Raw genomic sequence first — 20,582 nt, forward strand, 5'->3', positions numbered from 1 at the left:
GAGCTTTAATTCTTACTTTAGATAGAGGAGAGATTCATAATGGATATTACCTGCAAATAGGGGTGAAGTTAGGGAAGCTATGATGAAATATATTCCTTAATAATAAAATTAACCTTAATTGTTAGCAGTCTGCGACATTCAAAACGAGATAGATAGCCCAATGGCAGGCACTTACAACTTAGGCTTGGTGACGCTTTCCTTTGCGATCGCGCTAATTGCATCTTACACAGCCCTAGACTTAGCAGGGCGAGTAAAATCTGGCTTGGAACGGGGACGGTGGCGCTGGCTTTTGGGTGGAGCAGCGGCAATGGGAAGCGGAATTTGGTCAATGCACTTCATTGCCATGCTGGCGTTCCAATTGCCTGAGTGCGTTAACTACAATGTGTGGATCACCTTGCTTTCCCTGCTGTACGGAATTATTGCCGCAAGCATTGCTTTGTGGTTGGTGAGTCGTAGCTTGATGTCAACACCGCTTTTAATCGGCGGTGGCGTTTGCATGGAAATAGCGATCGCATCGATGCACTATACTGGCATGGCAGCGATGCAACTGCCAGCGAAGATAGAGTATGACTGGATATTAGTTAGCCTGTCTGTTGCGATCGCCCTGAGCGCCTCTTTTGCCGCCCTTTGGCTGTTTCGGCTACAAAATCAATCCTCGCAAGGGCTTTTTTGGCAAAAACTCGGCAGTGCCTTTGTCATGGGAGTTGCCATCAGTGGAATGCACTATACCGGAATGCAGGCAACTCACTTTATTCCCTACGAAGTCTTGCCAGTACAGCAATCCCCTGCAATAAACCAGTCCTGGCTAGGGGTTGCCATTGGGATTGCTAGCTTATTTATTTTAAGCTTAGCTTTATTAACATCCCTATTTGATAAGCGTTTAACGGCTCAGTTAGTCCGAGAGCAGGCTTTACAGGAAAGCGAGAAACGCTTTCGGACGCTGATTGGCGAAATGCAGGTGGGAGTATTGCTGCTGAATGCTAATGCCGAAATTCTCGTTTGCAATCAAGCGGCGACAAATCTTCTCAATCTCAATCCAGAGGATGCAAGGCATCAGGTGTTTGGTGCTTGTTGGCATTTGCTACACGAAGACGGTACACCCTTCCAAACCACAGAGTTACCAGTGCAAAAGGCGGCCCAAGAGCGCCAACCCATTCATAATATTGTTATGGGAATTGCGCCGGCTGGGAACGAAGAAATTCAGCCAAGAGTTAAGAGTCCTCAACATCTAAATCAACGCTGGCTGCTGGTGAATGCCGATCCCCAGATAGCAGAGGATGGTAGCGTAGAGCGAATTATTTGCACCCTTAGCGATATCACTAACCAAAAACAAGCAGAAGTGGCACTTCGCCAAAGTGAAGAACGATTTGCCTTGGCTGTAGAAGGGGCCAACGACGGGATTTGGGACTGGAATTTGCAAACGAATTATGCCTATCTGTCGCCGCGTTGGAAAAGTATGTTGGGTTATGAAGACTCAGAAATTAAGAGTCACATAGATTCTTGGTTCAAAATTATCCACCCAGAAGACTCAGAGCGAGTCAGAGGGGCGTTGCATGACTATTTGACTAAGAAAACCCCCAGCTACAAAGAAGAGTTCCGGGCATTGCACAAAGATGGTAGCTATCGTTGGATTTTCACTCCTGGAGTCGCATCGTGGGATGAAACAGGCACACCCTATCGCTTAGCGGGTTCCCATACCGACATTAACGATCGCAAGCATAGAGAAGAAGCACTGCAATTAATTGTTGAGGGGACAGGTTCTGCAACTGGCAATGAATTCTTTCACACCTGTGTTCGTTATCTCGCCCAAGTTCTAGGAGTTCGTTATGCTTTGGTCGGTAAGTTTACCAACGATGCTAAAACCAGAGTAAGTACCTTGGCATTTTGGAAGGGCGAAGATGGCGAAAACTTTGAGTACGACCTAGCTGGCACTCCCTGCGAAAATGTCTTGCAGGGGACGAGCGGTTTTTACCCGTCAGAAGTACAAAAACTCTTCCCTGACTTTGGCGATTTAGTTGAGTTAAACGCACAAAGCTACTGGGGAATCCCGCTGTTAGACTCCGCCGGGAATGTAATCGGCAATTTGGCGGTGCTAGACGTGCAGCCAATGCCTTACGATCCGGGCAAAGAGATGATTTTGAAAATTTTTGTTGCTAGGACAGGAGCTGAACTGGAGCGGAAATTAGCAGAGGAATTGCTTCACAAACGAGCGGAAATGGACAGTTGCTTGAGCCGTATTTCTCGGATGTTCATGATTTCCATCCCTAATCGGGATTTAAATCGTAGTTACAATTTACACCAATCTCCAGATAGGTTTATTGACGAAAACTTAGATAATGCGATCGCTTTCACCCTGCAAACAGTCGGTGAGGTTCTGGGGAGCGATCGCGCCTATCTTTTTCAATACGACAGCAACCACAGCTGCTTAAAAATGACCCACGAGTGGTGCAGCTTTGGCATAGAGCCATTAATCGATAAATTTCAAAGATTGCCAGTTGAGAATGATAGCTGGGTTCACAGCCAAATCTTGAGTGGCAACACTGTCCAAATTCCGGCTGACATCCCACCCGAAGCTACCGAAAAAGCCGAGTGGGTTGATATCAAATCTCGGCTTGCGGTTCCCACGCTCCAGTCTGGCAAAGTTGTAGGATTTCTGGGTTTGGATGCCGTTCGCTCCTCCTCAATCTGGAGTCAAGAAGAAATTAATTGGCTCCAATTAGTAACCGAGTTCATCGCCATTAGTCAGGGACATCTAGAAGCACAAGCCGCACTGCAACGGAGCAATACTCGGTATCAGAATTTAGCACAGAACGTACCGGGGATGATTTATCAATTCATGCTCAAACCCGATGGCTCAAGGGCGTTTCTCTATGTTAGCGGCGGTTGCCGAGAAATCTTTGGACTAGAGCCAGAGGAAGTGCTTCAGGATGGCCCCGTATTTTGGACGCTTACTCATCCTGATGATATCGCTCTTCTGAATCGGTCGATTGCTATCTCAGCTGAAACCCTGAAGCCTTGGGATTGCGTCTGGCGAGTTTTGGTCTCCGGTCAAATGAAGTGGCTGCAAGGAAGTTCTCGCCCAGAACGGCAAGCTGATGGCAGTATTATCTGGGATGGTTTGGTGACTGATATCACAGAAGACAAGGAAGCAGAAGCAGCTCTGCGGGAGAGTGCCGAACGGGAAAAAGCGATCGCCTTCGTAATTCAACGGATGCGCCAAACGTTGGATATTGACCAGATTTTTAGTGCCACAACCCAAGAACTGCGGGAAGCCTTAAATGGCGATCGCGCCGCTGTCTATCGTTTCAACCCTGACTGGAGTGGAGAGTTTGTATCCGAATCAGTAGCAGAGGGTTGGAATTTGCTAGTTTTGCAACAAATCTATCAACCCGATCTCAAAAAAGTAGTAGTTGACCAAAGTGATTGTGTTGTCAAAACCTTAGATAGCTCACCATACCCAGTACAAGATACTTATCTGCAAGAAAATCAAGGCGGTTTTCATCGCCAAAAAACAAGTTACCGCTGTGTCGCAGATATCTACTCCGCTGGATTTGACGATTGTTATCTGCAACTTTTAGAGCGATTTCAAGCACGGGCCTACATCATTGTCCCCATCTTCTGTAGCAATCAACTTTGGGGATTACTGGCAATTTACCAAAATTCCGCTCCCCGCCAATGGCAAGATGCAGAAATCAAGATGGTAGTTCAAATTGGGGCGCAGTTGGGAGTCGCCATCCAACAAGCTGAATTATTAGCGCAAACTCAAAAGCAGTCGGTTGAACTGATAAAGGCTAAGGAAACCGCCGATGCTGCCAACCGTGCTAAAAGCGAGTTTCTCGCAAATATGAGCCACGAACTACGAACGCCACTCAACGCCGTCCTGGGCTTTACTCAACTGATGAGTCTTGATACCTCGCTATGCCCTGAGCATCAGGAATATTTAGACATTATCAGTCGTAGTGGCGAACATTTGCTGGAATTGATTAACGGTGTTCTGGAAATGTCAAAAATCGAAGCAGGACGAGTCACCCTGCTGGAAAATAACTTTGATTTGTATCGTCTGCTCGATAGTATTGAACGGATGCTACAACTCAAAGCTACATCCAAAGGCATCCAGTTAATATGCGATCGCGCTCCCCAAGTTCCTCAATATGTCAAAACCGACGAAAGCAAGCTACGTCAGGTTTTAATCAACCTGCTGAGTAATGCCATCAAATTTACTCAAGAAGGTAGCGTCACCTTGCGCGTGTCAGCAGTCGAGGGTATAAAACAACTGAAACTCTACTTTGAAGTAGAAGATACAGGTTTCGGGATTGCCCCAGAGGAGTTTGATAAGTTATTTGAAGCCTTCGGACAAACCGCAACAGGATTGAAATCAAATCAAGGAACAGGTTTAGGTTTACCCATTAGCCAAAAGTTTGTACAACTGATGGGGGGAGAAATTACCGTCACCAGTGTTCCTGGTAAGGGAGCCAAATTTACTTTTGATATTCAAGTGAGTTTGCTTGAAGAAACTCCGATTGAAACAACTCAACCCATCTTTAAAAAAGTTATCGGTTTAGCCCCTAATCAACCTATTTATCGCATTTTGGTTGTGGAGGATAGGTTAACAAATCGCCTTCTGTTAGTTGAGCTTCTTAGTTCGGTGGGCTTTCAGGTGCGGGAAGCTTGTGATGGTCAAGAAGCTGTAGCCATTTGGGAAAGTTGGCAACCACACTTAATTTGGATGGATATGCGGATGCCCTTAATGAACGGTTATGAAGCTACCAAAACAATTAGAGCTTCATTGAATGGTCAGGCAACTGTAATTATTGCCCTAACTGCTAGCGCTTTTGAAGAGGAGCGACAAATTATTTTGTCTGCCGGATGTGACGACTTCGTGCGTAAACCCTTTCGAGAAGAGGAGCTTCTTTTCAAAATGAGCAAATATCTGGGGGTGCGATATCTTTATCAAGAGGAAGCACACCAGATAGAAAGCAGAAAGCAAAACTTACAAAAGGTTTCCAATTGCGGCAGAGGGATTCAGATTACCGGTATGCCCCCCCAGTGGATAGAACAAATACATTATGCAGCTTCCCAAGGCAGCGATCTCCTGATTTTTGAGCTGATTAAGGAAATACCGGCAGACAATTCGGCTCTCATTATTGCTTTGACGGATTTAGCCGAAAACTTTCAGTTTGAGCAAATCATAAAATTAGCTCAATCAAGTGTAAGCTAGCCATTACAGCATATAATAAAAAGTCAAATAAATGGACAGAACAATACCAATGATGAGAATAAACTTGAGATGAATTCTCTTGGGATGGGCATGACTAAAGAAGACATCCTTATCGTTGATGACACACCAGAAAACTTGCGCTTGCTCTCGAAGATGCTGACCAAAGAGGGGTATAACATTCGCAAGGCCTTGAATGGGCAAATGGCGCTGACAGCTGTGCAAAGTGTTGTGCCAGATTTAATTTTGCTCGATATTATGATGCCCAGCATGGATGGGTATCAAGTCTGTAAACATCTGAAAGCAGATCCGAGAACTGCGGAAATCCCCGTAATTTTTCTGAGCGCTCTGAGTGATGCTTTTGACAAAGTAAAAGCCTTTGGTGTCGGTGGCGCAGACTATATCACTAAGCCGTTTCAACTTGAAGAAGTTTTAACCCGCGTTCAGAACCAACTAACTCTGAAAGCAGCAAAAATCCAAAACCAACAAATTAATGCCCAACTTGAAGAGCGAGTTAAAGAGCGTACTCATCAGTTAGAACTAGCTAATCAGGAACTGAAGAGGGAAATCTCTGAACGGATGCTTCTGCAAGAGCAACTGCTGAAAATGGCTCTCTATGACGCTCTGACGGGTTTGCCCAATCGATTTTTATTCATGGAGCGCTTAGAACAAGCTCTTAAACGTGCCAAGCAACATCCAGATTATCAGTTTGCGGTGTTGTTTCTCGATTGCGATCGCTTTAAAGTCGTCAATGATTCCCTTGGTCATTTCGTCGGCGATGAACTGTTGGTCGCCCTTGCTCGTCGTTTAGAAGCATCTCTAAACCAAACTGATACTCTGGCTAGATTGAGTGGTGATGAATTTGCAATTCTCCTAACGGAAATTGAAAATATTAACAGTGTAACTTTGATAGCAGACGAAATACTTAAAGCCCTCTCTTTTCCATTCCAATTAAAAAGACAAGAAGTTTTCATAAATGCCAGTATTGGTATTACTCTAAGCCATCTTAATTACGAACAGTCAGAATATTTATTGCGGGATGCGGACACCGCTATGTATCGTGCCAAGACGTTAGGAAAAGGTCAATACCAAATTTTTGACTCGGAAATGCACAATGCTGCTATTCAAGTTTTACAGCTAGAAAACGACCTGCGTAGAGCTGTCAATCAACAAGAATTTATCATCCACTATCAGCCAATTATTGCCCTCACCACAGGCAAAATTGTTGGGTTTGAGGCACTGGTACGCTGGAACCATCCTCGACAAGGGTTAATTTCTCCAACTTTGTTTATTCCTATAGCAGAAGAAACAGGTTTGATTAACCCTATTGGTAACTGGGTTTTACGAGAAGCTTGCTATCAGCTTCAGCAATGGCATCACCAAAAGCTTACTGATTATCTCCTTACCATGAGCGTCAATCTTTCGGTGCGGCAATTTGCTCAGCCCGATTTGATTGAGCAAATTGACAAAATTCTGGCAGAAACGCAGCTTAATCCCCAAAGTTTAAAGTTAGAAATTACTGAAAGTGTCATTATGAAGAATTCTCAACCTGTTAAAGTAATTCTTCAGCAACTTCAGGAACGCCAAATTCAATTGTGTATTGATGATTTTGGTACAGGTTATTCTTCCCTAAGTTATTTACATAATTTTCCCATTGATAATATTAAAATTGATCGCTCTTTTATTAGTTCTTTAAATGGAAATTCAGACAATTTGGGGCTGATTTCAGCAATTATGAATATTGCCCAGGCTCTAAATATGAGTGTAACCGCTGAAGGCATAGAAACAGCGCAACAATTAGAGCAACTTAGAGTTTTAAAATGCGATTTTGGTCAGGGATATCTTTTTTCTAAACCTTTAGATGGCAAAAACGCAACAAATTTAATTGAATCGGCTACTCAGTGGTAAAACATGAGTAAAATTGAGTTAATGCTAAGGTAGTTAAATTGTTAATTATTTATAATCCTTCAATTCAGCAAAAAATTATAAAGAACTCCTATGCTAATCTTATCTAATTTGTGAAAGCCATTTTTTAAAACGAAATACTACAGGCGTAAAAAACACTCCGCAAAGAGAAAAGAGAGAATTTTATAAATAGATATTGAGAATATATAATTAAAATTATTAACGAATAATATTTGACAAAACTTTTATTAAACTAGACATAAAACTACAATGAATTACAAACCGGATACTATCTTCAAAGCAGACATTCTGATAGTTGACGATACACCGGACAACCTTCGCTTTTTATCTTCTCTGTTGTTAGATGAGGGGTATAACGTTCGGAAATCTACCAATGGGCAGATGGCATTAACCGCAGTGAAAACCGTTCCTCCTGATTTAATTTTGCTGGATGTTAATATGCCCAATATGAGCGGTTATGAGGTATGCGAACTTCTGAAGAAGGATTCTCAAACCAGTTCTGTACCCGTAATTTTCTTAAGTGCTTTGGATGATGTAATGGATAAAGTTAAAGCTTTCAAAGTTGGAGGTGTAGACTATATCACCAAACCTTTTAAAATTGAAGAAGTGTTAGCTCGAATTCAAAATCAACTGACAATTAGAAATCTTCAAAATGAGCTGCAAGCGCAAAATACCCAGCTTCAACAAGCATTAAATGAGCTTAAAAAAACTCAAGCACAATTGGTTCAAAAAGAAAAAATGCTAGGCTTAGGTCAGTTAGCCGCAGGGATGGCTCATGAAATAAATAACTCTATTGGCTTTGTTTCTAGTAATCTTGAGCCTGCAAGCGAATATATCCAAGACTTGCTAAAATTGATTAATTTATATCAGCAGGAGTACCCTAACCCCAGTATTCCCATTCAAGAAGCAATTCAGGAGATTGATTTAGATTTTTTAAGTTTAGACATCAAAAAAATTATGGGTTCAATGCAGACGGGGGCGGAGCGCATCTCTACAATGATTCTTGCCTTACGGATTTTCTCGCGCCTAAATGAATCAGATATCAAAGCTGTAGATATCCATGAGGGTCTTGATAGCACTTTGTTATTGTTGCAGCATCGACTCAGGAAAGAAAGGAAATGTCCAGAGATTAAAGTTATCAAACAATATGGAAATTTACCCTTGGTTACTTGTTATGCTAGTCAGCTTAATCAGGTATTTTTTAATTTGTTGAATAATGCTATTGATGCTATAGACTCTGGGCTGGAAAAAGGTATCACTGAATTATCAAGTCCGACGATTTGGATTAATACTGAGCTAACTGCCTATAAGACTGTAAAAATTCAGATTAAAGACAATGGTATTGGCATTGATGAGAAAGTGCGATCGCGCTTATTTAATCCTTTTTTTACAACTAAACCTGTAGGCCAAGGGAGCGGTTTAGGGTTAGTGACGAGTTATGAGATTGTAGTGGAAAAGCATAAAGGGGAACTGCGTTGTAATTCCTTACCTGGGCAGGGCGCAGAGTTTACAATTGAAATTCCAGTGCAGTTAATTAAGAATATAGGGTGTTAAATTAAGGTGTTTTAAATGTGTTGATAAAATAATTGGCAGGCGAGACTAAAGAGAAAAAAATATTTCATATCATGTCCCGTAGATTACTATGGGCAATTCTACGAATTTGATATCACTCGTTTGTACTGCATCAAGCTGCTTTCGGGCAAAATTCCTTACCCTCGGTACCGCTTGAGGTTTAATTTGATCCTTGGCTCATCAGTCAGGTATTATATAGTACATTTATACTATTTAGATCCCAAGAGTTGAGATCGTATGGAACTAATCAAAAGGACTACGCTGATCTATCAAGCCGGGAGTTCCGATAAAGTCTACGAAGTCGATCTCTGTCAAACTGGTGAAAACCGTTATTTAGTCAATTTTCGCTATGGAAGGCGGGGCGCAACTCTCAAGGAAGGGACAAAGACGGTTCAGGCTTTGCCATTAGCCCCAGCGCAGCGAGTGTTCTATAAGCTGGTTGACTCCCAAATTCAGAAGGGCTATCGGGATGTCACCCCTGGGGCGGTTAGCGAGGCGGCTGCACCCGCACCAGTCCCAGCTGCAAGTAATATACCAGTCACTAGCGACCCACGCCACCAAGCCATCCTGAACCGTTTGGCAAACCGAGACAATCGAAAATGGCCTCTGGAACGGGCAATTTGGCGGGCTGGCGAACTTAAAATTAGAGAAGCTACACCGTTGTTAATTCAACTCATCGGCACGGGCGAACCGTTGAGAGATTACTGCATCGCTTGGGCGTTAGGTTGGTGTGGCGATGACAGCGCAATTCCCTTCCTCAGAGAACTGTCTCAGTATAAATCGATTGCTGAATTCGTTCGCCGCATCGCTTGGGAAGCACTATTTAAATTGTTAGATGAACAGACACAAGGGCAGATGCGTTCTGAGAAGATAGAACAACTGCCTTCTGAGTTGCGCGATTTAGCCCGGAATGGAACAGCAGAAACATTTGCAACTGCACTTCGCGATTATTTAAATAGTAGCGATTACAGGCGTTTTTCCGTTCTCGATACTATTTATCAAATTGATAACCAGTACGTGCGTCCAGCACTACTCGATATTTTATGCCAAACACCTTTTAAATCTAACTACTTCCAGCGAATTCGCCATATTTTCAAGATGGCTGAATATCGCCATGATGCAGAAATTTTTGGCATTCTTGCTTACGCTTTTGAGAAAGAACCTGGGACGTTTAATAACCAGCGAACGGATTGGCAGTGGGACTCGGTGAGGCGCAAATATTATAGTACCGGGAAACGTCACACTGAAGAACTCAAGAGTCCGCAGTCAAATAAAGCCTACAGCCAACAAACTCGCGAATACTTGCGGCGGCGAGTGTGGCGTACTCTCAAAACTTTGGGTGAAGAAGGTGACTCTAACTATATCAATCTTGCAGTCAATATTCTCCTACAGTATTCGGATGATGACGCCCAACCAGCCAAGCACTCAACTTTTAGGACATGGAACCAACAACGCCGTTCCTACGAAAGCTTTACTAAAGATTGGGATACTTATGCTGGCTATTTGATTTTTAATCATATTCTCTACGAAAACAGCCCCCGCTACGTCTATCATCCCAAAGCGTGGCGTTGTCGGGAAGGTTATAAACCAGGAAATCCAGAACCAAAAGTAAGAGAAGAAGCGTTTCCCGAACTTTGGCAACAAAACCCAGCAGGACTTGTAGAGTTACTAATAGAAAGTGATTGCCGTCCGGTGCATCATTTTGCAGTTAAGGCGTTGCGCGTCTGCAAAGAATTTTGCGATCGCCTTGACATAGACACACTAATCAGATTTCTCAATAAACCCTACGAAGTAACCGCCGAACTCGGTTTTTTACTCGCACGCGATCGCTACAACCCCGCCCAACCCAACAGCGAATTAGTTTTGGCTCTTGCTAATTGTGCATTCCCAGAAGCACGTACACAAGCCTATCGTTGGATCGAACAGCAACGAGAATTCTTTTTTCAATCCAGCGACTTTATCGCGGGTTTAGTGACCAGTCAACAAGCTGATACCCGTGCTTTTGCGCGAAGGTTACTAAGTTCATCAATTTTAACCGATACCACAGCTAGGGTATTGATTGGAAGAATTATTGCAGAGTTGCTGGCGTTATCGGTATATCCTCCCCAACCCCTCTTAGAAAGCGCGGAGGAAAATACCTTGTTATCCCCCCTTTATCAAGGGGAGTTAGGGGGGATAGTCAAAGAAATTAGTGAAACTTTGCTCATCAGTTTTGCGCCGCAACTGCGTAATTTGGGGTTGGGTGTAATCCTTGATTTACTTAATCACCCGATGCCAGAAATTCAAGAATTAGGTGCAAGAATTCTGTTGAATCACAAAATTCATGCGGTTGACTTACCACCAGATTTAATTGAATTACTTCTTTCCTCTCCTTATGAGTCGGTGCGGGGTATTGGGGTGAGGATTTTTGGACAACTACCTGATGAGCGATTGTTAAGCGATCGCATCCTCATCGTGGCAATGGCAATTAACGCCGTTACCGAAATCCGCAATGCAATCCGTCCGGTGATTCGGCGTTTGGCAATTAATAATCCAGATTTTGCTACCGAGTTAGCCGCTAATTTTATTAATGTCTTAATTACACCCGAAAGGCACGAAGGCGTCCACAGAGATGTAGTCCAGCTGATGCGAGAAGACATCTCCGGATGGATGTCTAATATCAGCAAAGAACGCGCGATGCAGCTACTTCGTGCTAAATCCTCAGTCGCGCAAGAATTGGGGGGTTTGGTATTGAGAGAAAATAGCGATCGCTACCTCACAGACTTCAAGACAAGCGAAATAGTAAAACTTGCCAGTCATGAAATTCTCGCAGTCCGTGAAGCAGCAAGAGAAATGTTATTGCGAAATTTAAACCGCATCCGCAACGACTCTCAGGAAATGTTATCAGCAGTGCGGTTACTAGAGTCCAAGTGGGATGACTCGCGGGAATTTGCCTCCAGAATCTTTAATACCGAATTTGCTAAAGAAGATTGGACTCCCGAAGTCATAGTCAGTATCTGTGACAGCGTTCGTGAAGATGTTCGTGCTTTTGGACGCGATATAGTCACTCGCAATTTCCAAGAAAGTGATGGACAAGAATACCTGCTCAAATTCAGCGAACATCCTTCTACTGATATGCAGATGTTTGCGACTAACTATCTAGAAAACCATGCTGTAAATAATTCCGAACGTTTAAGGAAACTAGCGTCCTACTTTGTTACCGTTTTATCTAGTGTTAATCGCGGCAGAGTTGCCAAGAAGCGCATCTTTGCTTTTCTGGATGATGAGGCACTAAAAAACGAAGAAGCTGCCAGGATTATCGCTGAAATTCTCACGCGGCAATCTGCAACGATGGCAATTGGCGACAAAGCATCAGCGATTCAGATAATGCTAAAAATTCAAAAAGCTTATCCTCAGATAGCCTTACCGATTCAGGTAAAAGCTGTTTCGGAAGTTAGAAGTTAGAGAATTAACGAATTTTTGTGGCTGCCTAATTTTCTAGCCAATAAGTCACTCGGATATTACCAAGTAAATCAAACAATTAAGAGGTAAATTATGGAATTTAATTACGCCTATAACGGAAGTACAGAAGTAAGCGATCGCGGGAACAATACCCAGATGTCTTTCTCTCCCGATACGAAGCGCGAACCGACTTACTTTATCGGAGAATTGCGTCAAAATGTCGCTTTTCGGGAAGCGATTAGCGCCTTACACGATGTTGTCGTCTCCGATATGCGGTTCAAACCCAAAGACAAAACGGCATATAAAGAATGGGCAGCAAAACAGCAGGATTTAGACTGGCAGCTTATCGCCGCACAACGCCAAGAAGTTGCAAATAAAATCAAACCGTTGCAGGATGAACTCAACCGATTAAACCAACATAGTTACCAGCGACGGGAACCTTTTTACAAGGCACAACGCCGCTATTTTGATTACCTTTATCAAAAAGACCGCGATGCTTGGTTCGTTCTCGATCCGGTGATTACAGTTCATCCCGATGAAGTATTTTTTGAATGTTTCAGCCAGGATGAATCAAGTTATGGTCGCCTCGGTGCCAGCTACGAGGTTTTTAAAAATATCAACGAGTTTGCCTGCGGTACGACTAATATTGATTACTCAGCGGCACTTTACGATGAGTTTCAAAAAATCCGCAGTTACAAGAATACCAGATTTGAAATAGATGCTTCTGGTTTTGAAGTTCAAACCACTCGCGAAGAGACTTTTAAAGAAGTCAAAATCGATTTACCGGATAGTTGGGTAAGAGGATTTTTGCAAGTTAGTTCGGCGATGTCTTTACCAACGACGCGAGTTGATTTGCATCCGATGGATATTTACAATATGTGCTTTGTGCTGCGTCGCCATAAAGAGAAGCAAGGGCCGCGCAGTATGCGCTACCATCTTAAACCTGGGGAACCCGTGCGAGTGACATTCGATCCTTGGGGAATAGAGGTGGTTTGTGCGCGATCGCTCTACACTGGATCGCAATCACAAGAAATCCGCGTTTGGGGACGCCGCCGCCTCCACATCCTCGAACGTCTCATCCCCGTCGCCAAAAAATTTACCGTTCACCTACTCGGTACGGGTATGCCTTCCTTCTATGTCGCTGACTTAGGCGATATGTCCTTTACCCTCGGTTTATCGGGATGGACGGCAAACGACTGGGCGCAATCTGGTAACTTTGACTTGATGGCACCCCGCGCCGACATCGACAAATGGACGCAGCAACAAATTTTCGAGGCGCTGAAGAAGAATTGGGTAGAAAGTCCCGACTCGCTTGCGGAACGCCTTGGTTTAAACCGTGCCGTAGTTCTCGGTGCTTTAAGTGCTTATACACAAGCGGGACGTGCGATTTATGACTTAAATAAGCAAGTCTACCGGGTTCGGGAACTGACGCGAGAACCTTTGCCGATGGAACGGCTGCGCTTTGCCAATGAGCGAGAAGAGAAAGCTACCCGTTTCTTGGTTTACAATTCTGTGCAGGTAGCTAATGTTACCAGCGATGCAACAAGAGCATTTACTCTGCAAGGTAACGTCAAAGACAAGGAAAGAAATTATAATCCCTCATTGACAGTTGATGCAGATGAGCGTATAATATCCGCAGAATGTACTTGCAACTGGCATCAACAGAATAAGCTGTACAAAGGCCCTTGCGAACACATTCTGGCGTTGCGAATGCAACACGCCCGTCAGTATTGACGAATCACGCGCACCTAATCAGTTGGTAAACAGCCTTGCAATCCGGACGATGGATCGTCGTCCTTGCGTTTAGCCTAGCCATGCACCACTAGCCTGCTCTTAACTGTGCGGTCATTCAGGGCTACCCCCTTTCCCGGTGGGACTTCCCTGAAGTGTAAGAAGGGGGTAGCCCTGAGACCGCTTGAGTTGAGCAATCTAGTCCTGAGATGTTTACGAAGGGGCAACTAACTGACAGCTGCGCGTAATTTTTTTCTCAATCGATGTTTCAGTTCTCAGGTAATCCCACGCCGTGATACGCATAAATACTGAAACCATCGGCAAACTGAATTGCTGGTTCTTCTTCAGCGTGAAGAAGTTGCTGATGATCGTAGAGCAGTTTTGTGGGGCGATCGCACACAATGCAAACAAATTCGCAATTATCTTCGCTAGTATGTTTAACAAATATATATATCCAGCCGCAACTTTTGACGAGCGACTGCAACACTTCCCATTCTCTCTGCTCACTTTCATTGAGAGAGCAATTTAAGACAGAGAAACAGAAGTCAATAAAACTACATTGAACAAGCCAGTCTTGAGGATTCACGTCGTGAGCAAAGTTGGTAACGACCCTCCTTGAGATTTCCGGTTGCTGGTAAAACCGATCCAATAGTGGGTTCCACAGCCTACTCAACAGCTCATCCATTGGCTCAAGCAGTTGGTCGCAAAGTTTGCTAGTAACAGGGTCGGACAGTTGCTCAAACAATTCGTCTTCTAACTTAGCCAACCAGTCAATCTGGTATCCCTCTTCCCAGTCCGGAAAGTAAACATCAATATTCTTCAAAAAGCTATAAAGGCTATCGAAAAAAAGAATTTTAGGTTCTTCTTTCCAACAAACAGTGCAGGCAACATTTACCGCTTCAGCAGCTTTTTGACGAGCGATTGGCTCGGTGGAAAGTGCCAGGGATATCCATTTTTCTATATAAACCGGAATCAGAGCTTCTTGCTCTGGAGTAAGCTTGTTAATCAAGGTTGCCGACCTCGTAAGAAAATCTTTGCCTACTCTAATTGTGAGCGAGGCTTTCCCTTGGGGTCACAACTTTTTATTTTCCCATATCCAGCATCTAGCCGGAAGATTTCCTTTTTCAGTTGAAGAGTTGAACTTGCCTAAGTAGTTAAAACTTTTCAACCACCTTCTGAGCCACTACATATCGTGGCTCGTTGCAAGCTATATGTAGCGCTTATCACGAAAATCCTGCTACCATAATCCCATCGCGCACCTAATCAGTTGGTAACAGCCTTGCAACCCGGACGATGGATCGTCGTCCTTGCGTTTAGCCTAGCCATGCACCACTAGCCTGCTCTTAACTGTGCGGTCATTCGGTACTACCGGAAAATCCGGTTTGACTTCCATGAAGTGAATTGATTCCGGTAGTACCGAGACCGCTTGAGTTGAGCAATCTAGTCCTGAGATGTTTACGAAGGGGCAACCAACTGATAGCGGCGCGTAATTTTTTTATATTCTCTCGTCGTTCCCAGACTGATGCTGGGAATTCTTTTTTGGAGGCTCTAGCCTCCATTACTTCCAGGTTTCAGGGATTATTGCCCGATTGCCATTGAGTACAGATGTACTATAATTTTCAAAATGGCATCGCTACTTCAACCCCAACAAATATGTCAGATCAGCCGCGTACCCGCCAGGAACTGTACGATCGCATCCGACAAACGGGCAAAGAGGAATTTATCCTCGAAGAGATGATACGTTATGGTTTCTGGCCTGCACAAGGCGAGATACCGCAAGATCCAGCCGATGAAATTCGGCGGATGGGGGAGATCCGGCGAGAACTGGAGCAACTGCGGCAGGAAAGTTCGCGCCTTCACAACGAAAAGCAACTTCGCAAGCAGCTACTCAAACAACGCCTAGCCGAGTCGCGGCGCAAGCGACAGGAAACGAAGGAACGGCGGGAACGGGAACGGCAAGAACGAGCGGAAGATTGGCGGCAAAGAAAAGAGCGAGAAATCCTTTATCTCGGTGAAGATGTCTCAGGGGGGCTCAACTATATTGAGTGCGATGAGGAAAGGTTGCGAAGCTATGGATTGCCAATGTGCGGTACGCCTTACGAAATTGCCGCTGCAATGGGAATTACTGTGGGACAATTGCGCTTTCTCGCTTTTTCCCGCAAGACTTCGACAATTTCTCACTATATCCGCTTCAAGATTCCGAAAAAAACGGGTGGAGAACGCCTGATTTCCGCACCGATGCCACGCTTGAAGCAGGCGCAGCATTGGATTTTGGGCAATATTTTGGAAAAGCTGGAACTGCACGATGCAGCTCATGGTTTTAGACGCGATCGCTCGATTGTCAGCAACGCTCAACCTCACGTAAAACGTGACGTAATTATCAATTTTGACCTGAAAGATTTCTTTCCTTCCATTTCCTATCAGCGCGTGAAAGGTCTTTTCCGGTCTTTAGGTTATTCTGAAGCGGCGGCAACAGTTTTCGGGTTGTTGTGTACCCAACCGGATATCGAGGAGGTTGAATTAGACGGCAAAACTTATTATGTAGCACTTACAGAACGCCACTTGCCGCAAGGTTCACCCGCTTCTCCAGCCATTACTAATCGAATGTGCCGTCGCTTAGATTGCCGCCTCACCCAAATGGCTGAAGAATTGGGTTTTGTTTATACTCGCTACGCTGATGATTTAACTTTTTCTGCTTCTGGTGACAGTCTCCGAAATATCTGCAATATTCTCAAATGCACTCAGGCAATCGTGACTCACGAAGGGTTTACGATTAACGAACAGAAGACTAGAATATTGCGGAAAAATCGGCAACAGGAAGTTACTGGAGTTGTGGTTAATGATTATCCGAATATTTCTAAAAAAGAGCTAAAACGTTTTCGTGCTACTTTGTTCCAAATCGAGAAAGATGGCTTAGAAGGTAAGCATTGGGGAAATTCTGATAATGTGATGTCTTCGATTCAGGGTTATGCCAATTTTGTTGCTATGGTTAATCCTCAAAAGGGCCTTGAGTTTCAAGAGCAAATTCGACGGATTCGAGATAAATACAGACGCTAATACTGAAAAAAAATATCACGGCTTAGGGATATTTATATAGGGGCATGACAATGCCATGTCCCTATAAATTTTGATTTCGTTGTAAGTTAAAAAATATGCGATTTTCTCCATAAAAAATCCGAAATTCCCATCTCTACTCTTGTAGTTTATCTAAGTCACAAATCACCAAAACGGCATTCTCGGCTTGACGCTAGAAACTGCACAAAATATCTAGAGGACGCTACAGATGAAAGCAACTTACTCGCTGAGTCAATCGCTTATTGCAGCCGCTACTCCGTCCACTGTAGACTTGATTGTTAGTTTCAAGGCTGAAGAAGAAACGCGCAACAAAGTACCGCGTCTTCCGCTTAATTTGAGTGTGGTAATTGATAGATCGGGTTCGATGGCGGGAGCATCACTTAAGAATGCTATTCAAGCTGCACAAAGGCTTGTGGAATATTTGACACCAGAGGATTTCCTTTCAGTTGTAATTTATGACGATACGCCGGAAACAATTCTTCAGCCCCAGCAAGTTCAGGATAAAGCTGCGATTCGTTCGCTAATTGGTAGGGTGAAAGCTGGCGGATGTACTAACTTGAGTGGCGGTTGGCTAATGGGATGCGATCGCGTCAAAACCCAACAATCTACAGAACGCATCAATCGCGTTTTATTATTAACAGATGGACAGGCAAATGTCGGCATTACTGATTCTCAAGTATTAATTAACACTGCAAGACAACAAGCCGAACAGGGAATCGTTACAACAACCTTGGGGTTTGGAACTTATTTTAACGAAGATTTGCTCATCGGCATGGCAAATGCTGCCGGGGGAAACTTCTATTTCATCCAATCGCCTGACGATGCTTCCGATGTATTCAGAATCGAACTAGAAAGCCTCACGTCTGTCGTCGCGCAAAATCTAACGGTAACGCTGCAACCAGAGGATTCTGTCCAAATTTCTGGGATTCTCAACAATTACAGATCCAATCCGATTGGCAATAACCTGGAAGTTTTCTGTGGCGATGTTTATGAGGTAGAAAATAAGCAGCTAGCCGTAGAATTGTCAATACCTCCGCAAACAAATATTGGGGTGACAAATATTGCCACCGTTGCTTATAAATATCAAGCAGTTGTCGATGGCAGCATTCAACAATTCACTGACGAAATCCCGATTAGTATAACGGTTGCTGATGCTGAATCAGCCAGTAACGTGCAGCCAGATGCAGCGGTTGTGGAGCAAGCAAGTAAGCTGAGAATTGGTAAGGTCAAAGATGAAGCGATCGCACTTGCCGACAAAGGAGATTACACCGCCGCTTCCCAGAAACTTCGCAAGACAATCGAGGATCTCAAGCTCAAAGCATTGCACGAATCCTTTGAAGTTGCCGAAGAGATGGAACAACTGGATTATTATGCACAACGCCTGGAGAGCAAAAAGTTTGATAGTGTCAGTCGCAAGGAGATGCGAGATCAATCTTACCAGGCTCTTACACGCGATCGCGGCGATTTAAAATTGCGCGGACTTGCTGCGAGTGCCAACAGCTTAGAGGCTATTTCCAGCGTGGATGCGGGAGTTTTTGTGAAATGCGATCGCGTTAGTGGTAAGTTGCGGATTCACGTCATTTCTGACGGTTACAATCCTGATTTCAACGTGCAATTCCCCCGTAACATTCGGGAAGAAGGTGTCACCTACATCGTTGATGAAATCAATCTATCTGCTGACGGTAGCTTTTATCGCGTCTCCGGTAACATTCGCCGCTTAGTGCAACCCGGACAAGAACGCGCCGCATCATCTCAAAATGGTACATCTTCTTCCAGTCCAAAACGGCAAAAGCTGAATGCACCTGCTTCTGCTGCCGATTTAGAAACAATTGATACTGTAGGTGATGGAGTTATCGTGCAGTGCGTGAAAGAAGGCAGTAAATTGAGAGCGAGAGTCGTGTCGGATGGGTACGATCCTAACTACAACATCCGCTTTCCCCGCGACATTCGAGAAGAGAACGTTCTCTATGTTGTTGATGAAGTTGAAGAAGCTAAGAATGGCGGATCTTATGTTGCTTATGGGAAGATTCGCAGGTTAGTTCAATAGGACTTTTTTAACGCAAAGTTACGCAGAGGATAGCGCAGAGGTACGCAAAGAGTGTCTGTGTTCTTTGCACTATCCTTTATCCAAGATTCTTTTTCACATCCGCAAGTGTCACCATCAGCGTCAAGGGATGAACCCGAGAGGGGATGAAACCACACTTATCCACATAGAATCTTTTCGCCTCTTCATCAAGTGCGTGAACCATAATAGCTCTAATCCCGGCAATCTCTGATGCTTGTAAAGTACGCAATATTGCATCCTTGACCAAGCCTTTACCGATTCCCTTCCCTTTGTGGTTAATATCAACTGCAAGTCTGCCCAATACCATAACTGGAATTGGATCGGGCATATTCCTTTTGATTTTGCCAGGAGCCTCAGTATGAATGACACTACCATTCGCTAAGCTGTAGTACCCCACTACCCGATCTCCACAGCAGACAACGTATGTACGAGACGCTCCGGTTGCCTCGTTTTCAAGAGCGCGTTTCCTCAACCAGTCATTTAGAGAGGGCTTACCACAATCGAATGTCTCTACATCGTGTGTCTGCTGAAGGGTTTCTGGTGGGGTGTATTTTATTCCCAAGGGGTTGGTGCCTGAAGCAACTCAATTAACTTTTCATTTTTCGTTGGAGAGGTGTCAAGAGCCTTGTTAAAAGCTTTCCACTGTTCATCACTAAGACGAAACAATCTGCGATCGAGCAAAGCCTCTTCTGCTGCTCGATATGCCGCATCTAGCATGAAGGCACTCCGAGTCTTACCAGAAAGACTCGCCGCACTATCTATGAGGTCGAGCTGATTTGGCTCAATTCTCATATTTACGACCTCGGATCGCTTAATTTTTTCGGTTTTATCAAGTACTGCCATAGCGACTCACCTTCTCTATAGTGCTTAGTGTCTGATATTATAATATACACATTGTACATACATAATTTCCGAATAGTCAATGCTGAATTGTGATGATGTAGAGGCGGCTATCTAAAAACTGCACCGACAATGCACAACCGCAACCCGTGGCGAGTTTCCACAAGCGATCGGGTTCACGAACCAGGAAATACACAATTTAGATCGAGGGACAAGTCAGGAAAATTAGGGAGCGTAACCGTTTCATTGGGTAATGCAATTTCTCTAAGCCGATAGCCGAAATTTCCCTGAGTGTCTTGATAAGGCTGACTGTAACGTTCTAGTTGATTAGCAGCCAAATTGACAATCCAATAATTCTGAATTTGGTTTTCTGCATATAGGGATAGCTTTACAGTCCGGTCATATTCCAAGGTTGAGTTTGATACTTCAATTACTAGCCGAATATTGTTTGGATAGGGATGATTCGATAAGTAATCATCCCGCTGTCCTTGTGCGATCGCAACATCCGGTTCTGGTTCGCTGTCGGTAGGCAGTGTAATTGGTTCCTGTCCTCGTACCACTGCACGGTTGCCAACCAATCTATCTAACTCCCGTACTAACTTGGTCAGGAGTTACGCAGTTGAACTGAAGATGCGGTAGAAGGAAGGAATGAATTGTTAGCTTCCATCGTTTCCAGTGCCTCTATGTGAACGTTGAACTGAAGATGCGGTAGAAGGA

General features: G+C 44.1%; 10 protein-coding genes and 1 pseudogene. 7 read left to right on the top strand and 4 right to left on the bottom strand.

Translation table 11 applies throughout. The annotated features are described in order from the left end of the window. Positions 1 to 160: 160 nt before the first annotated feature. From H6F66_RS23180 to H6F66_RS23200, 5 genes are all read left to right on the top strand, one after another. On the top strand, positions 161 to 5,218 hold the full coding sequence (locus H6F66_RS23180; protein WP_190426157.1) for an MHYT domain-containing protein: 5,058 nt from the start codon (positions 161 to 163) through the stop codon (positions 5,216 to 5,218). A 69-nt stretch (positions 5,219 to 5,287) separates the two neighbouring features. Then, a complete protein-coding gene (locus H6F66_RS23185) occupies positions 5,288 to 7,123 on the top strand; it encodes a GGDEF domain-containing response regulator (RefSeq protein WP_190426160.1) in 1,836 nt (611 codons plus the stop codon). Positions 7,124 to 7,390: 267 nt separating this feature from the next. Continuing rightward, complete coding sequence (locus tag H6F66_RS23190; RefSeq protein ID WP_190426163.1) at positions 7,391 to 8,695, top strand: hybrid sensor histidine kinase/response regulator; 1,305 nt, start codon at positions 7,391 to 7,393, stop codon at positions 8,693 to 8,695. A gap of 255 nt (positions 8,696 to 8,950) precedes the next feature. Next, positions 8,951 to 12,157, top strand: coding sequence for a HEAT repeat domain-containing protein (locus tag H6F66_RS23195; protein WP_190426166.1), 3,207 nt, complete (start codon positions 8,951 to 8,953; stop codon positions 12,155 to 12,157). A 90-nt stretch (positions 12,158 to 12,247) separates the two neighbouring features. Further along, positions 12,248 to 13,888 carry an SWIM zinc finger family protein gene (locus H6F66_RS23200; RefSeq protein ID WP_190426168.1) on the top strand — a complete coding sequence of 547 codons (1,641 nt, stop codon included), beginning with the start codon at positions 12,248 to 12,250 and terminating at the stop codon, positions 13,886 to 13,888. Between the two features lie 265 nt (positions 13,889 to 14,153). On the opposite strand, the gene H6F66_RS23205 is transcribed toward H6F66_RS23200, so the two are convergent. Further along, entirely contained in the window at positions 14,154 to 14,894 is a 741-nt protein-coding gene (locus H6F66_RS23205; protein WP_190426170.1) for a DUF6745 domain-containing protein, read from the bottom strand. 644 nt (positions 14,895 to 15,538) lie between these two features. Between H6F66_RS23205 and H6F66_RS23210 the strand changes: the two genes are divergently transcribed. Both H6F66_RS23210 and H6F66_RS23215 read left to right on the top strand, forming a co-directional pair. Beyond that, positions 15,539 to 16,942: a reverse transcriptase family protein gene (locus H6F66_RS23210; protein WP_190426173.1), complete on the top strand. Its 1,404-nt coding sequence runs from the start codon at positions 15,539 to 15,541 to the stop codon at positions 16,940 to 16,942. 226 nt (positions 16,943 to 17,168) lie between these two features. Then, a complete protein-coding gene (locus H6F66_RS23215; protein WP_190426175.1) occupies positions 17,169 to 19,007 on the top strand; it encodes a VWA domain-containing protein in 1,839 nt (612 codons plus the stop codon). Between the two features lie 76 nt (positions 19,008 to 19,083). Here the strand turns inward: H6F66_RS23215 and H6F66_RS23220 are convergent, their stop codons facing one another. From H6F66_RS23220 to H6F66_RS23230, 3 genes and pseudogenes are all read right to left on the bottom strand, one after another. Continuing rightward, on the bottom strand, positions 19,084 to 19,581 hold the full coding sequence (locus H6F66_RS23220; protein WP_190426181.1) for a GNAT family N-acetyltransferase: 498 nt from the start codon (positions 19,579 to 19,581) through the stop codon (positions 19,084 to 19,086). After that, positions 19,578 to 19,868 carry a DUF1778 domain-containing protein gene (locus H6F66_RS23225; RefSeq protein WP_190426177.1) on the bottom strand — a complete coding sequence of 97 codons (291 nt, stop codon included), beginning with the start codon at positions 19,866 to 19,868 and terminating at the stop codon, positions 19,578 to 19,580. Before H6F66_RS23225 ends, H6F66_RS23220 begins: the two co-directional genes overlap by 4 nt. 173 nt (positions 19,869 to 20,041) lie before the next feature. Beyond that, positions 20,042 to 20,470: pseudogene (locus tag H6F66_RS23230) on the bottom strand (Uma2 family endonuclease); the annotation flags it as partial. Between the last annotated feature and the right edge of the window lie 112 nt (positions 20,471 to 20,582).

The sequence above is a fragment of the Trichocoleus sp. FACHB-6 genome (genome assembly GCF_014695815.1).
GTDB lineage: Bacteria > Cyanobacteriota > Cyanobacteriia > Cyanobacteriales > FACHB-T130 > Funiculus > Funiculus sociatus.

Excerpts from the sequence above, each read along its gene's own strand:
- H6F66_RS23180 (WP_190426157.1), top strand. The coding sequence starts at position 161 with ATGGCAGGCACTTACAACTTAGGCTTGGTGACGCTTTCCTTTGCGATC.
- H6F66_RS23185 (WP_190426160.1), top strand. The coding sequence starts at position 5,288 with ATGAATTCTCTTGGGATGGGCATGACTAAAGAAGACATCCTTATCGTT.
- H6F66_RS23190 (WP_190426163.1), top strand. The coding sequence starts at position 7,391 with ATGAATTACAAACCGGATACTATCTTCAAAGCAGACATTCTGATAGTT.
- H6F66_RS23195 (WP_190426166.1), top strand. The coding sequence starts at position 8,951 with ATGGAACTAATCAAAAGGACTACGCTGATCTATCAAGCCGGGAGTTCC.
- H6F66_RS23200 (WP_190426168.1), top strand. The coding sequence starts at position 12,248 with ATGGAATTTAATTACGCCTATAACGGAAGTACAGAAGTAAGCGATCGC.
- H6F66_RS23210 (WP_190426173.1), top strand. The coding sequence starts at position 15,539 with ATGTCAGATCAGCCGCGTACCCGCCAGGAACTGTACGATCGCATCCGA.
- H6F66_RS23215 (WP_190426175.1), top strand. The coding sequence starts at position 17,169 with ATGAAAGCAACTTACTCGCTGAGTCAATCGCTTATTGCAGCCGCTACT.
- H6F66_RS23225 (WP_190426177.1), bottom strand. The coding sequence starts at position 19,868 with ATGGCAGTACTTGATAAAACCGAAAAAATTAAGCGATCCGAGGTCGTA.